This window comes from Agrobacterium tumefaciens (genome assembly GCF_031801495.1).
GTDB classification, from domain to species: Bacteria; Pseudomonadota; Alphaproteobacteria; order Rhizobiales; family Rhizobiaceae; genus Agrobacterium; species Agrobacterium tumefaciens_K.
On the sequence record NZ_JAOEGC010000002.1, the window covers coordinates 2,347,822 to 2,363,372 of the forward strand.

General features: G+C 56.8%; 8 protein-coding genes. 1 reads left to right on the forward strand and 7 read right to left on the reverse strand.

The genetic code is table 11. From position 1 onward, the window contains the following. Positions 1–12: 12 nt before the first annotated feature. The 7 genes from N7578_RS20825 to N7578_RS20855 all read right to left on the reverse strand — a co-directional run bounded on the left by N7578_RS20825 (position 13) and on the right by N7578_RS20855 (position 13,386). Positions 13–2,967: a sel1 repeat family protein gene (locus N7578_RS20825; RefSeq protein ID WP_311112124.1), complete on the reverse strand. Its 2,955-nt coding sequence runs from the start codon at positions 2,965–2,967 to the stop codon at positions 13–15. Further along, complete coding sequence (locus N7578_RS20830) at positions 2,967–4,112, reverse strand: alginate lyase family protein (protein WP_311112125.1); 1,146 nt, start codon at positions 4,110–4,112, stop codon at positions 2,967–2,969. Before N7578_RS20830 ends, N7578_RS20825 begins: the two co-directional genes overlap by 1 nt. Beyond that, positions 4,112–7,813: a right-handed parallel beta-helix repeat-containing protein gene (locus N7578_RS20835; RefSeq protein WP_311112126.1), complete on the reverse strand. Its 3,702-nt coding sequence runs from the start codon at positions 7,811–7,813 to the stop codon at positions 4,112–4,114. Before N7578_RS20835 ends, N7578_RS20830 begins: the two co-directional genes overlap by 1 nt. A 301-nt stretch (positions 7,814–8,114) precedes the next feature. Next, a complete protein-coding gene (locus N7578_RS20840; protein WP_311112127.1) occupies positions 8,115–9,200 on the reverse strand; it encodes a PilZ domain-containing protein in 1,086 nt (361 codons plus the stop codon). 18 nt (positions 9,201–9,218) lie between these two features. Beyond that, positions 9,219–10,862, reverse strand: coding sequence for a glycosyltransferase (locus N7578_RS20845; protein ID WP_311112128.1), 1,644 nt, complete (start codon positions 10,860–10,862; stop codon positions 9,219–9,221). A 148-nt stretch (positions 10,863–11,010) separates the two neighbouring features. Then, positions 11,011–12,075: an alginate O-acetyltransferase AlgX-related protein gene (locus N7578_RS20850; RefSeq protein ID WP_311112129.1), complete on the reverse strand. Its 1,065-nt coding sequence runs from the start codon at positions 12,073–12,075 to the stop codon at positions 11,011–11,013. 12 nt (positions 12,076–12,087) lie between these two features. Then, positions 12,088–13,386: an MBOAT family O-acyltransferase gene (locus N7578_RS20855; RefSeq protein ID WP_311112130.1), complete on the reverse strand. Its 1,299-nt coding sequence runs from the start codon at positions 13,384–13,386 to the stop codon at positions 12,088–12,090. Positions 13,387–14,104: 718 nt separating this feature from the next. On the opposite strand from N7578_RS20855, the gene N7578_RS20860 reads away from it, so the two are divergent. Then, positions 14,105–15,442: a telomere resolvase gene (locus N7578_RS20860; RefSeq protein WP_311112131.1), complete on the forward strand. Its 1,338-nt coding sequence runs from the start codon at positions 14,105–14,107 to the stop codon at positions 15,440–15,442. The last annotated feature ends 109 nt before the right edge of the window (positions 15,443–15,551 follow it).

Consider the following 15,551-nt stretch of genomic DNA (forward strand, 5'->3'; position numbering starts at 1 on the left):
AAATGAGAAACCTCAGGGGTCTTCGTTTTCATCGACCATCTCCATCTTGGGCACTTCGAAATGAGGATCGGCTGCCGCCATCTTCATGAGGATCTTGTTGGCCTGATTGTGCTTGAGCGCCTGCGCGCGCTTCAACCAGATCAGCCCTTCCGCCTGAAGCGCCTGCGAACTGTCCGCACGCAGCGCAAGCGCTGTCTGGAACATGGCGGAAGGGTTGTTGGCGGCAGCCGCACGGGCCAGCCATTCATTGGCCTTTTCGGCATTCCGCTCGACACCCTGGCCGGAACGGTACGCTTCATAAAGCCGGTACATGGCAAGCGACCCTTCCTCCGTCCGGGTTGCCGCCGCTCTTTCCAGCCACGCAACACCTGCCTCGCCGTCATGCGGAACACCGAAACCGGAAAGCAAGGACAGGCCCACATCGATCATCGCGGCAGCATCGCCGCGCTTCGCTCCCTTGTAGTTGAAGGCGAATGCTGCTTCGGGATCGACCGGTGCCGCAAAGCCTGAACTTTCCAGCATCGCAAGATCATGCCAGGCACGATCAAAACCGGCATCGGCCGCTGCCTGCAGGTTTAACCGTGCCAGCTCCCTGTCCTGCGGCAAGCCGGCGCCCCAGAGATAGGCAAGGCCGAGTTCGCGCTGTGCGGAACGGCTTCCGGCATCACTTGCCGTGCGCAGGTATTCTGCGGCACGCGCCTTGTCGACACCCACACCGACGCCCTCCGCATACATGCGGGCGAGCTTCAGATTGATCGTTGGATTTTTCGGCTGCACCGCCAGTACGCGGTCATAATAAGAGAGAGCCTTTTCAGGATCAGCAGGCATATGAACCCCGTCCAGCAACAGATCGGCCATCATGATCGTGGCCTCGACGTCGCCGTAGGCAATACCTGCTTCAAGAACCCGGCGGGCTTCATCGAAATTCCGGTCGCTTTGCTCACCGCCGAGGTAACTTGAAGCCAACATGGCAGCGGCGCCCGGATATCCCACACCGGCCATTTCCTTGGCGAGATTGACACCGCGCAGGTTGAGCAGGGTATCCGGAGATTTCAGCAAGGCTGCAGCCAGCAGAAAGCGGTCGGCAGAAGACAGATCAGGAAGACTGGCCGCAATCTCCAGAAATGCCTTGGCTTTTCCACCCTCTCCACCCTCCAGCGATAGAATATCGTAAAGGTCTATTGCCGCAGAGAAATTCCCGGCGCCTGCCGCTTTTTCAAGAAGCGGAATGGCCTCCGCCAGCCGACCGTTTGCCCTGAGAAAGCGGGCCATCTCGACTGACGCCTCGATGTTGCCTTGGTCGACCGCACGCTGAAAGATGGCATATGCTTTTTCGAACGCATCGGATTCGCCAACACGCATGTGCAGATTGGCAAGCTCGATCAGTCCATCGGTTCTACCCTTGGAAGCCGCCCGCTCCAGATATTCCGTCGCCTTGTCCACATCGACCGGAACGACCTGCCCCTCGGCGTAAAGCTTGCCTAGTTTCAGCATCGCCGCGTCGCTTCCCAAGGCATCGGCCTTTTCCAGCCAGTCGATAGCCATAATTTTCCGGTTGGCGTCCGGAGCGAGAAGAGCTGCGTCCGCCAGTCTGTTGAGGACGCGAACCGAAGAACGCACGGCAAGCGCCTTAGAGTACCAGGAGATTGCGTCGTCAACATCAGCCGCCTGTCCGATGCCATGAAGGCTGAAATCACCACGCAGAACGAGTGCATTGATGCTGCCCGCTGCGGCAGTGGCCTCGAGCGCGCTGCGCGCCGCAGCCAGCGGTTCCTGCGCACGCAGTTCTGGTTTTTCGAAAAGCAGCTGCGCGAAATGAACCGCTCCGTCTTTCGATTGACGTGCCAGCGTCAGCCCATAGATATCGAGGGCTTTGCGGGCATCGGCAATGACGCCATCGCCATCACGAAACATAGTGCCGATGCGCAAGAGCACATCCACATCACGCGTCTCGCCCGTCATAACCTGGGCAAAGAGATCATCGGAAAGCCTCGTGCGGTTTTCCAGCGTGTTCTGGAGCTGGACGGAAAAATAGAGAACGGCCTTGGCATCGTTGACACCGGCAAGGCGCCGCATCCACTTTTCAAACGTCGCCTGATCGACGTTGATGTCGCCGCCCTCGGTGAAATCCTTTGCCAGCTCCCGCGCCGCCTCGATATCGCCTGCTTCACCCGCCTGATCGAGATACCGAGCCGCTTCCACGGCATTGAAAAGCGTGGTGGCCGGATCCATCTGCAGGCGTGCGATCCAGAAAGTCGAGCGTTTGTGACCAAGTTCACTGGCCTTGCGGTACCAGCCGAGCGCCGTTTTCAGCGCCTCATCGGAATGCGCGTTTTCCCTGTAGTAGGTCGCGAGATCATAAGCTGCCCGCTCGTCGCCAGCCGCCGCACGGCGCTCCAACAGACCGATACCAAATCGGGCCATCGACTGCGCTTCTGCCTCAGGCGTGCCATTCAGACCCGCGAGCTCGAAGGCGGCGGCGCCATAGCCAAGTCGCAGAGCCAGTTGTAGCCTGGCTTTCGCCTCGGCGTCATCCATCTGCCGCTCCACCATCGTCCGTCCGGCGATGTAGGCCGCCTCAGCCAGACCGGCACGTGCGGCTTCGTCCAGCAGCGACAGGGCCCGATTGATATCGAAGGAACCACCCTCGCCCGACAGCAGCATCTTGGCCAGCGTCAGTCTGGTTTCGGGCTGGTGCGGTCCAGGTATCGTCAACGCTGCTTCGAGCACGCCTCTGGCCTTGCCAAAATCGGACACAGGCAACGGATTTTGCGCATCAACCGGCACACCCGCCCGCAAAAGCCGCGCATAATCCAGCATTCCCTGACCGTCGCTACGCTGTGAGAGCGCGGCTGCCGCCTCTATGATCTTTTCGGGCGCTTCCAGATCAGCAGCATAGGCAACCGCCACTTGGCAAAGAGCGGTACCTGCGGCAAGAGCGAGGGTAAGAAGGTGACGCCTCATCATCAGTTCCCCCAGAAGCAAGTGGCGTTTCCGCCAACGAATTCATCGATCAGCGGACGCTCGGAAGCGGCGTCCTTTTGCAGCAGAGCAACCGCGCGCTGCACGGAGATGTTCTCGGCGGGAACGGTGGAAAAAGCCTCGAGGAAAGCGAGATAGTGGCGACCATTGCCGCGATTTTCGAGGAACCCCACATCCTGATGCAGATAGTCGCGGCTAGGGCCAGGAATGTAATTTTCCGCCGCATAGGCATTGACCAGAACCGGATCATTGATGCCGTTCAGCCAGTAGCCGAAAATCGTCCAGATCGACCGTTTGACAGGATTGGCGTCGCTGGAAAACTTTGCATAGAGGTTCTCACCACGTCCGCGGGCAACCTCCGCCATCACTACCATGCTCGTCAGCGATTGTCGCATGTACCAGAGAGCGCGCGCACCACGGCGCGTTTCCAGCGGCAGCCCGCCATTGGCCCGCGCCTCATCGAGGATGGAAAGAAACCGCTCCTTGCCCTTTTCGTAGAGGCCATCATCCTTGACGATCCCGCCCCACGTCATCAGCACGCTGTCAGCCAGATAACGATGATTGTTGATATCCACGTCGCCATTGAATGTCTGGTCGACACGGCGAACCAGCGGGTCGAGCCATGTCTGGATTTTTGAACGTTCAGCGTCCGGCAGATCGTCGCGAATGATCGAAAAGGCTGTAATCGTCGGCAGAAGCGAACGCTTCAGCGCATAATACGCATCATGCCCCACTTCCGTTTTTTCGAAGGCACCGCGATCCGCCCAAGTGTTTAACAGCGTGCGCAGCATCCTGGTCGATGCGGCGTCACCGCCAAGCGAGCGGCCCGACAGCACCATGATGGCCCAGGCGAACTGAGAACCGGCACGATCGCTACCGTAGCCTGCGGTGGGACGAAACCCATCGACGATCTCAAGATCTATCCACTTCGGATCTGCCTTGATCGCAAGGCATTGTTTGCGCAGACGCCCCGACGCATCCGCCGCGATCGCCGCCTTGCGGGCCGCCACGTTGAACAGACCGTCATAGGCAGGCGCCGCCGTCGCAGCCGAAGAGACACAAACCCAGAGGGAAACAGCAATGCCAACACGACTGCGCAGCGTTGCCTGAAAACCGGAAAATACCGCCATCAGCTTCGGCCTCCCGTCCCGTTGAAGTTCTCATACTGAACGGAATTCGAGACGTTGGTGCAGGTATCGGTCAGCGCATCCTCGGCAAAGATGGCCGATTGACCGTCGCCATTGAAGAACCCCGCGTCGCGGAACCGGCAGGTATAGGCTTCCGGGCGTTTGGGGCGGCAGACCGTCGAGGTTATCAGCACGCTTTCACGCTCGTTGAAGCGCAGCATGTGACCTTCCATGGCCCGGCCATCGCCATCGATCAGCCGGCCGACCTGATTGAGATAATCGTTGCCCGAAAGACTGAAACCCGACGCCCCGTCAACCTTGATGCCGCCGCCATTGCCGTGGATGCGGTTGCCACTGGCGGCAAACGTCGTCAGCGGCAGATAAGGATCGAACTCGAAATCGCGCAGCGCATTGGCGGGAGATGCGCGCAAATTGCTGATATAACCGTGGATCGCATCCTGGGCGTTGTTTTCCAGAACGTTTTCATGAACGCCGACGTCCCAGCTGTTGCGTATCTTGATGCCGGCGCGCTCGTTGTCGAAGAACCGGTTACCTACGGCCAGATTACAGCTGCTTTCGAAGAAGGTCAGGCCATCCTGCTTGTTGTCGAAGGCGGCATTGGCGTAGATGAAGTTGTCGACACTGTTGCGGTCGATCATGAAGCCGGAGCCGGTGTTGGTGTGGGACACGTTACCGACGATCCAGGAAAAATCCACCTCGCGCGAAATGATGATGCCGTGTTTGGCCTTGGTATCGTAGGTGGTGTTGAGCGCGATCATCAGCCGGTGCGAACGGTCGTGCGGATCGATCGCATAGAGCACGTTGTCGCGATATTCATTGCCCACGAGGCTGACTTCATCGGCTTCGTAGGAATAGAAACCGTATTCGAAATTGTGGAAGAAATTGTCGACCACGACACCGGTCGGCGCACGCGGTTTGCTGATCTGTTGTGCCACGGTTTTCGGCCCGGCGGAAAATGCCAGTCCGAAAGACTTGGGCGCCGCGTAACCGAGCGAATCCAGCACCGAGCCGCCGATCATCAGCCGCGAATTGCTCCAGCCGATGATATACGGCCGGAACACATGGCGTTTTTCCTTGTCGGAGTAACGTGGCGCGGAAGTCTCCTCATCCCATGACGTGACCGTGGTATCCTGGACGTACAGCGTTCCAGCCACAGAAATGAAACTGCCAGCCGAGGCAGACAGGCGATAGGTCGCCGCTTCCTGACCTGAGAGGATCAACGTTGCGCCCTCCGCGACCAGAACCGGGGCGCGCAGCGTCACGACATCATTTTCGCGCGTCACCAGCTGGAAGCCACCAGCCGCATCCAGTTCGGTGGCGAGGCTGCCCAGCGTATAGACCCCGCTCTGGATAACGATGATACGGGGATATGGCATGCCCTGCGCTTCGGCAGCAAAGGAAAGGCCGGTGTTGCCCGCCGCCAGATCCTCCATGAACTTGTCGCTATAGGGGCTGAGATTGGCAAGCGTCACGGCAGCGTGCCCGCCCTGCGGCAGCGGCATATCCTCACGTACGGTCCGCACGCCGACCGACATATCGGGATAGGTGTAGCTTTCGGGAAGGCTCATCCGCCCGTCCTGCCGGGCAAGCGTCAGCCTGCCATCACTGAAAGCGACAGCAGGCATCACCTCCCCTGCGGTCCCGGCGGCCTGCTGCATCGTTCTGTAATCAACCGGAGTGCCCTTTCCCCAGCCGAGATTACGCACATCAAGCGATCGGAAGTTCGCCTCGGCAATGGAACGGGCCGTGCGGACACGCAGAATGTGATCCTTCAGCGTGGTTGACTGAACGGAAGCGAATTTGAGTTGCGACGGATTGGCGGCAGCAGCGACCAGAACATCCGCCTTGAGGGCTTCATCGTCCTTGGCGCCATCGAACGAGGCAAGATAGGTCAGCGCCTCTTCGCCGAACCCATCCAGCGCCGCGCGCTTGCCGATCATACCGGCAGCCCGCGCCTTGATCTTTTCGTCCGCAATACGGTCGACCAGCTGTTTTGCAGCATCGGTTTTGCGCGCATCGGTCAGTGCTTCGACAATCTTCAGATAACCCTTGTCCCGGTTATCCTTTTCGTCCTCACCCGCCGCGACTTTTACGGCTTCACCCACCAGCGCATCGAAATCGCCATTCCCCTTGCGGTCATTGGCAACGGAAGCAAGCCGCAGCAAAGCTTCTATGCGGAATTCCGTATCCTGAATGGACAGCGCAACGGACTTCGCGTCATCCATTTCACCATTCCTGGCAAGGGTACGCGCCAGTTCGGACTGCACACGCCCCTTGTCACGGCTGTTGCCAATGATTTCGAGCGCTTTTTTGCCAGCTGCGACATCACCTGCACGTACTTTTACACGGGCAATTCCGGCAACCGCCTTGTCACGATCGTTTCCGCCCTGGAGATAAGGAAGCAGGTTTTCCGCATCCGTCACCTTGTCCGCATCCGCGAGACTTTTGGCCAGATTGGCAAGGGTATTGCCGCCATTGCGCGCCGTCCGCAGTTCCGGCACCAGCGACAACGCATCATCCAGCCGCCCCAGACTTATGGCGCCCTCGGCTGCCGCCACAACCGCGACACCCCGCTCCGTTCCCGAAAGACTGGACAGAACGGCGTTTCCATTGGCGTATGATGCATCCGCCATTTTCTTCAGATCATTCTTGGCAAAAATGGCGGCCAGCGTGAAATCAAGCTCGGCACGGAGAGCGCTTTCCGGCAGATAATCTGCGATCTTCGCTGCATCCAGCCCACGTCCGGCTTGGATCCTCTGCTTGACGATCTTTTCGATCAGATCTTCCTGATCGCTGTTGTCCGCAAGGCTGGTGGCCAGAACCGGTATCCATTCCAGTTTGCCTGTCTTCAAAACCAGATCGGCCACGTTGCCGACGGCCTTCTTGCGCGCCTCGGAATCTTCCGGATTGATCGCAAGCGCCCACAACAGAGCGGATTCCAGATCGTCTTTTTTCAAGGCATCGGCGCTTTGCACCCCGATGCTGTCTGCCGTCGCTGCGCTGATGGGCTTCCCGTCGAGCTGTTTACCGGAAAGAATGCGCAGTGCCTGATCGTAGCGGGCGTAACCGCGCATACGCGTCGGCCACATGCGTGCAACCGCCTTGTCCGCAATTGATGATGCCAGCCGGGGATCGATGATCGTGGCCGTTTGCGCCAGAGTGTTGAGCGCTGCATTCTTGGCCGTATCGTCCCTGATGCGATCAATCCGGTCCTCAGCCTTGTCCAGCAGTCCCATGGCATTTTGCCTGTCGCCGGAAGCAACAAGGGCTGCGTAGCTTCCAAGGGCAGCGACCTGCAGCTCCGGCAGAGACAGCGCATCGATCAGTTCCACCATGCGAACCCGTGCCGACGTTCGTTGCTCCGGGTCGGCAATTCGCCCCGTCATCTGCTGCTGCAACGCGGAGATGCTGGCCGACACCAGGCTGTCGTTATCGATGCCGTCGGTCGCCAGATTGTCGAGAGCCGTCTTTGCCTCCGGAGCCGCTGCGGCCCAGGATATCAGCTGGGCGACACCTGCCCGCGCCGCATCGAGAGCTTCAAGGCGCTGGCGGGCGTCCGTCGCACCATCCGCCTTCAGGACGTTCGCCGTCACTTCCTGCAAGACGGCACTGGCCTTGCCTGCCGAAACAGGCTGTGCTGCCGTGCCCTGCTGCGCAAATGCAACCGTAGTGACAAGGGGCATGTTTCCAGCCGGGAGCACAAGGCAGAAAGACAACGCCACCGCGCGCATCGACACCGATGCGCCTGCTGTTTTCGGCAACCACCGGCAATTGGAACCTGTTGGGCGGATGATGTCGCGTGTCATCATGCTTCCTTCGTCAGATCAACGTCATAAAAAACTGCGATACCGTGTGCAGGCAAAACGGCGTCCTCTCGGATCCCATAAAGGGGCCTGCACATGAATTTCCTGCGATTGAGAACTACGCCGTGCCGACCAGCGGCACACGTTGACGGACGGGAGGCTCCATGCCTCCCGCACTCACCTAGTTCGGCAACAGTTTGTTTTTCAGCTCGGCGATCCTTTGATTCAGGCCGAACCACGGGCCATTATCAAATCGAACGACAGCGGGGGTGCCCACCGCCAGTGACAGATCATGACCACCAAGATCGATCTTCACGGGCACCCGATCGCTTGTTGCTGCGGATTGTTCGCTGACCTTCGGCAATTGCGCCACGGTCACATCGTGCAGCACCGTGCCTTGCGGCAGATCGACACTCACATGCGGCGACTTGTAGAGCGACATCAGATGAGAGCGATCCACCATGGCCACGATATGCGGCTTGGCATCCGCAGCACGCAGGCCCAGCACCTGGGTTCCAGCCTTCACCTGCGTATCGATAGCCGCTCCGGTTGACTCGGCAATGCAGTCACACGACGAGACGACGGAAGTGCTTTGTCCGCTCTCGGTCAGCACCGTCAGGATACGTTCACCGCTTTTCACCGAGCCGCTGACCACGTTGGTAATGATGCCGTTGGCAGGCGCAAGAACCGGCGTCGTATAGACCGTCACCACCGCGCTGTCCGCCTCGAAGACCCACAAACGCTGGTAAAGGCTGCTTGCCAGAAAGGCGGCGAGCGCAAGTGACAGGCCAAGCGTTGCCACGACACCGGTGGCCTGCCGTAATTTGCCGGCGCCCGATACACCTTCGGCAGCTTTCCGTGGACGCAGCTTCACATCCCCGGATGCGCGCTTGGCGAAATCCAGAATGTCATTGCCTTCGACGATCTCGCCGCTGATATAGGAATCGTGGATGTAACGCAGCATGCGCTGGGCTGCGGGAGAAGGATCAACGAACTTCAGGCCGGTCCGGCCGGCTTCGGAACTGGAATGGCGCACTTCGGCCTTCACGTGCAGCACCATATCGAAGCCATCGAGAGGGATCTGCAACTGAAGAGGCAGAACCTTCCCCGGCTCGAAGTTTTCATTACCCGTTGCGACGCCGACGCCACCCAATGACCAGTCAATGGAGGAATATCTGTGCTGGTCGATGACGCATTTCAGCGGCAGCTTGTAGCGTGTATGCTGGCGTTGCTCATCCGCTTCGAAACTCACGACGCTCATATTCATTCTGGGCTCCTTCGCGGGTCAACGCATACCGAAGATCGCAGTCGTCGCCCCGATACCGGGGACCGACAATTGACCGACGAGCAACGCTATGAGGGTTACAAACAGGGTAATCGATAAGAGATGCATGTAGGTGGAAGACGCATTTTTCAGCGCAATCGCCCGGCTGGCACCGTTCGAGGACAGCGTTGTTTTCTGGCGCGTCCATTTCTGGCGGTCGAGATGGAAGAAAATATATGTTTTTATCACTGATCCGAAGACCTGGTTAAAATAGATGAAGAAAGGATAGAAAATCGATACGCGTGGCCGGGAATTGAACAGCATCAACGTCATGATGTAACGGGTGAGCAGCACCCAGGCGATATAGGCCGGGAAAATGAACGGATTGTCGAAAAGCCCGATCAGGATCACCATCACCAGCCCTGCCAGCGACGTCCACATGGAGATTCGCTGATCGAAAATCGTCCACCAGGTAAAGTAACCGATGCGCCAAGGACCGAGCGCAAGAGCGCGGCTGTTGGTTCGCAGCATGTTGCCGAACCAGCGGGTCATCAGTTGCCCCGCCGCCTGGAAAAAGCCGGATGTCGGCGGATCTTCAACCGTCGCAACGCTCACGTCCGGCACGTACAGCATGTGATAATTGTTGCGCAGCAGCCAGTACCAGCTCGATTTGTCATCGCCGGTCAAAAACTTCAGCCGGCCAAGCCGCCAATGCTCGATGTGGTCCGACTCCACCTGACGGATGAACTCCGGATCGGTGATGACGGATGCCCGGAACATCGACATTCTGCCGGTCAGCGTCAACACCCGCCGGGAAAGACCGTTCGAGGACATCAGAATGTGGCGCTGCGCGAAACGCAGTGAGTACCAGATGTGGAAAGATGACTTTCCGCGCACACGTGACGTTTCATCAGTCGTCAGCGCGCCAACCTTGCCATCGGCGAAGAAGCCAGCGCAACGGTCGACAAGGTTCTCCGGCACGATGGAGTCGCCATCGATGACGGCAACGACATCATCAGCGCGCGGCGCAAGCTTGGAAACGGCGCGGAAAGCATAGGCCAGCGCATCACGTTTTCCGCTGCCGTTGATCCGCACGATCACCAGCCGCACGTCGGTGTTTTCGCCGCAGATGAGACGATGCATCGAGCGGATCAGCCGCTGGTCGGACATTTCCACAATAGACGCAACGATAGTTGCCCCGCCCTGGGACAGAAGTGCGGCACGGAATGCAGCGCGATAGACTTCCGCAGTCGTATCACCGTCAATGCGAAAGCTTGTTACGATGAGGTAGGCATGCGGCGCCTGTCCGTTTTCGGCACCCCGCTGCATATGGAGATCGGCGCGGGTCCGCATTTTTGGAAAAACGATACCGCGATAGATGTTGGAACGCACAAAATGGAGAATGCCCCAGGAGTAGCGCCATACGGCAAGAGCACCCAGACCGAGCAGAAGGCCGGTATTCGCACCAAAAAGCACGCCTTCCGGAACGACAACGATCAAACTGGCAAGAGCAAGCACAAACAGCAGGTGCGCTGGAAGGCTCTCACTCCAATAAACAATAGCGGACTGCTCCCCCGCCTGAGAAACCGGCGCTGCCGACAATCGATCAACAGGCAATACTTCACCAGGGAGACCGAGCATTCTCGTTTCGAGATTGCGTCTCATGGTATAATCCATCAATAAAATAAAGTTGCGCACTTACATGAAATGCTAATTAAAATAGAGAAATTAAATGCGATATACCATTTTATATTAAACCATTTTTAGAATAATTCAAACTATAAATTCGAAAATAAACCATTATTTATTATATTTATACAGCATCATCCAGATAGCGGACGGGTATTTCCCATAACACGACCTTTGGAGGGACTTTTGAATCCAGATTTTGCAGAAATTCCCGCATGGGTATGAATGGCCCCTTGCCCTCTTTGGCGTAATTGAGCACGTCAACCCCGCAATGCGTTTTCAACTGGTCCTCGAACGACCAGAGTGGATTCGCGCTATAGCTCGTGCCTACAAGGACAACCTGATCGTCCGGCTCCGCACCGGACTCCCCACCCGCAAACAGCGCATCGGCATCATCAATCTTGGCAGCGGCCGAAAGGGGCTCGATGACATCAGCGGCGTATCCGGACAACATCCAGCCAGCATCGACAAACTTCGCCAGATCACCAACGTGATGGACTCTCGCCTGGGATACACTGTCGAACACCGTCTTTGTCAGCTGCTCGCGACCGGGCATCGCCAGGCAGGCGGCCTTGGCCGCAAGACCGCTGCCTTTGACGGTCCAGTGCGTATCCGACCGAAGAAACAGTTCTTCCGGCTTTGCCGACCCAAAGGTGACAGCTACATCCGCAGCAGATATCCCCTTGTCGCGCAGAAAGATCATGAAGCGTTCATAGAGATCGGCGTTGGCTGCCGGCAGGATGTTGTTTCCCAGTTCGTCGGCGACAACCTGCGCCTTGGGCGGGATCGGCACGATTACGAGGGTACTGCCTTTCTCCGCCAGCGTGGCACGAATACCGGCAATCCTCTCGAAAGACGTTTTCAGGTTGTCCTCGGATGTCCGGCTCCACGCAAATTCCTCTGCCGTAAAAAGCCAGCCATTGCTGCCAACGATTGCGCCTTTCCGTGCCTCACCGAAAACGCCCAGCGAAACGGCATTGAAGAGCTCGACGGCAAAACCGGTGAACGGCAATTCCCTCTCATAGCTCTCCTCAAGACGGCTGGTCACCTTGCCGGTCAACACATCGGCAAAGGCATCCACCTTCAGGTCTTCATCCGGCATGTCAGCCACATAGTTGGCCGTGATACCCGCCCCTGCCAGCAGAAGAAAAAGAACCGACGCGGTTGAAAGCAAACGTGGTGAAATCATGCGCCGGACTCCCTAGAACTGGAAATAAAGGAAGGGTGAATCATTGTCGGCGGTCAACTTGAGGATCGACACCATGCCAAGGAAGCACACGATCCCCGTCGCGGCCAGCGCCATGCCCGCCGTCGATGGATAAAGTTGCATGTGGATCAACCGTTCGGCCGGGAAGGTCCGGTTGAACCATGGCTCGACAAACACCACCACCACACCAACCGCAAGCGAGGCGACAGCGAAGTTTTTGATCTGCCAGGAAATATCCGGCTGGATGCTGAAACCGTTCAGGCCAATCATGCCACGGTACATGTCGAGCGCGCTGTGAACGTCGAGCGACCGGAACATGACCCATCCCAGCATCACAAGCACCAGGGTCCAGCCAAGAGCCAGGACGGAACGTCTGTCGGATGGCTTGATACCGGCAAGACGCTCCAGCGCCAGAATCCCGCCATGCCAGATACCCCAGAGCACGAATGTCCAGTTGGCGCCGTGCCACAGACCACCCAGCACCATGGTGATGAACAGGTTGAAATATGTTCTCGCCGTTCCAAGCCTGTTTCCACCAAGCGGAATATAAAGATAGTCACGCAGCCACGCAGACAGGCTGAGGTGCCAGCGACGCCAGAATTCGGTAATGGAGCGAGAGACATAGGGGCAGTCGAAATTCTCGATGAAGCGAAATCCCATCATCATCCCGAGGCCGACGGCCATGCTGGAGTAACCCGAGAAATCGAAATAGAGCTGTATCGAATAGGCAACGGCCCCCAGCCATGCCTCGGCAAAAGTCGGATCGGCCTTGGCGAAAATGGCATCGGCAATGGGCGCGACCGAATCCGCGATCAGAACTTTTTTCGCCAGCCCCGCAAAGAAGCGAATTCCGCCTTCGGCAAAAAGCTCGAGGGAATGCTGGCGATACATGAACTGGTGCGCGAGATCCTTGTATCGCAGCACAGGCCCGGCGACGAGCTGCGGAAAAAGTGCCTTGAACGCCGCAAAATCGAAGAAGTTCTGCGCTGGCGGCGCGTCTTCCCGATAAATATCGATGAGGTAGGAAATTGCCTGAAATATATAAAACGAGATGCCGATAGGCAGCAGGATACGTGCATGCCAGGACGTGAACGGCTCTCCGCCATTAAACAGGTCCGCTAGACTATCCATGAAGAAATTGCAGTATTTGAAGTAACCCAGCACCAGCAGTGGCCCGGTTATCGAAATGATCAGCAATCTCTTCCGCGCTTGTGCCGTATGTTCCACATGGATCAGCTTTCCGAAGACGTAGCTCCAGAGCGTCACCAGGAAGAGCAGAGCAAGATAATCCATCCTCCACCATCCATAGAATAGATAGGAGAACAGAAGTATAACCAGAGATTTATACCGGAAAGGAACGGAGAAATAGACACCGAACGCAATCGGCAAAAACATAAATATGAATAAAACTGATGAAAAAACCATGTTCATCGACTTTCTTCATGAAGGTCGAATTAAATATGCCGATATAAGAATATGAATTATTGCGGGAGTCAACAATTGTGTTAATAAAAAATTAATCAGCTTGAAAAGACGTCGGAAATTGACATTCAATTCACAATTGCAGAAAATGGATTTTAGAATTTTTTTTCACGCCGCATACAGAACAGCCTGCGATCATTGTCTTTGTTTTATCACGTCATTTGCAAAGTACGGATAAAAACTACCATATAATATCTGCCTAAAAGAAAAAATCAGATTATTTTTTTATATTTTTTTACAAGAATGGAAAATAAATCCAACAAGCACTGAATGAAGCCTGACCGGGCAGGCGGCAATTTCGCCCGCAGGGACGACGATATCCGAATAATTTTACCCGATGAAAGTCGGGGCATCACTGAGCCAGTGTCGAGGAGCAGGCATGAAACAGCGCAAGCCTGCAACCGCACAAGTACCATCATCAGGGACATTTGCTTGACGCCTGAGACGCCCTCACTCAGGTCATCCATGTTTTCTGTTGCTTGCCGATTATACATTTTATATGTCCGGAACGGTTGCAGGGAGCCGCCGAATGTCCGCTTTGAAAAGAAGAACAAAAACACCGGTCCTCGTCGATCGTATCGAAGAGTTTGTCGGAAAAGTAAGCCAGGCAATGGCCGACAGCGAGGAAACCCGCAACAAGCAGATCCGCGACCTGTGGGACGAGGAAGTCCGTTTCCATTTCGACAATGGCCGAACGGAAAAGACACTCGAACTCTACATCATGAAGTACCGCTATGCCTTGAAGGCAAAGTTCGGACCGAAAAGCACGCCTCTTGCCATCTGCAACATGAAGAAACTGCGCGAGCGGCTGAAAAACTACATCGCCTCCGCCGAATATCCGAAGACTGGCGTGGCCACATCGATTGTCGAGAAAATCGAACGGGCGGAATTCAACACGGCCGGGCGCAAGCCGACAGTCCTTCTGCGCATTTCCGATTTCATTTCGGCCATGAATGGCATGTCGTCGAGGGAAGATATGGCCGCTCTCTGGGACAATGAACTGCAGACAATGCAGGGCAAGGCCCGCACGACGATCATCTCTTACATCACCAGATATCGCAACGCCATCAGGGAGGCGTTCGGCGAAGAGCACCCCATGCTGAAGATCGCCACCGGCGACGCGGCGATGTATGATGACCAGCGTCGGGCCAAGATGGAGAAAATCGCAACCAAACACGGCGCGCTGGTTACATTCGAAAACTACAAACAGGTCTTGAAGATCTGCAATGACTGCCTTCAATCCACCGACCCGCTGATGATCGGCATCGGGCTTATCGGCCTGACGGGACGGCGGCCTTACGAAGTCTATACACAGGCCGAGTTTTCCCCCGCCCCCTATGGCAAGGGCGTTTCCAAGTGGAGCATCCTGTTCAACGGACAGGCCAAGACGAAGCAGGGCGAAGGCACGAAGTTCGGCATCACCTATGAAATTCCGGTGCTGACCCGCTCGTCAACCATTCTGGCGGCATATGACCGGCTGCGCAAAAGCAGCCAGGGCATTCTCTGGCACAAGATGTCGATCGACGATTTTTCCGCCGAAACCCGCCTGCCGCTGCGCGATGCCGTTTTCAACCTTTTCGAGACCATCTGGCCGAAGGAGGAGATGCCCAAGCCGTATGGACTGCGCCACCTCTATGCCGAGGTTGCCTACCATTTCTTTGCCCCGCCGCATGTCACGAAAAACAGCTACTTCGCAGCCATTCTCGGTCACAACAACAACGACCTAGAAACATCGCTATCCTACATGACCTACACGCTGCCGGAAGATCGCGACGACGCCGAAGTGCGCGCAAAGCGCATCACGGAGCGTACCTTGCGCCAGTTGGCGAACATCACCCCTGCATCCTTCGAAAACGAGACGAGATAAAGATATCCCGACCGTATCGGGGATAAAGCCTATTCTCAGATGAGATGCAAATGCGCGTCCCGACCAAGGCTGGGCGCAAAACCGCCGAAGCGAGAAAAAGCTGATCGTG

Bases quoted from the DNA above. Each gene is read 5' to 3' on its own strand.
- N7578_RS20830 (WP_311112125.1), bottom strand. From the start codon at position 4,112: ATGGCGGTATTTTCCGGTTTTCAGGCAACGCTGCGCAGTCGTGTTGGC.
- N7578_RS20860 (WP_311112131.1), top strand. From the start codon at position 14,105: ATGTCCGCTTTGAAAAGAAGAACAAAAACACCGGTCCTCGTCGATCGT.
- N7578_RS20840 (WP_311112127.1), bottom strand. From the start codon at position 9,200: ATGAATATGAGCGTCGTGAGTTTCGAAGCGGATGAGCAACGCCAGCAT.
- N7578_RS20845 (WP_311112128.1), bottom strand. From the start codon at position 10,862: ATGAGACGCAATCTCGAAACGAGAATGCTCGGTCTCCCTGGTGAAGTA.
- N7578_RS20850 (WP_311112129.1), bottom strand. From the start codon at position 12,075: ATGATTTCACCACGTTTGCTTTCAACCGCGTCGGTTCTTTTTCTTCTG.
- N7578_RS20855 (WP_311112130.1), bottom strand. From the start codon at position 13,386: ATGGATTATCTTGCTCTGCTCTTCCTGGTGACGCTCTGGAGCTACGTC.
- N7578_RS20835 (WP_311112126.1), bottom strand. From the start codon at position 7,813: ATGCCCCTTGTCACTACGGTTGCATTTGCGCAGCAGGGCACGGCAGCA.
- N7578_RS20825 (WP_311112124.1), bottom strand. From the start codon at position 2,967: ATGATGAGGCGTCACCTTCTTACCCTCGCTCTTGCCGCAGGTACCGCT.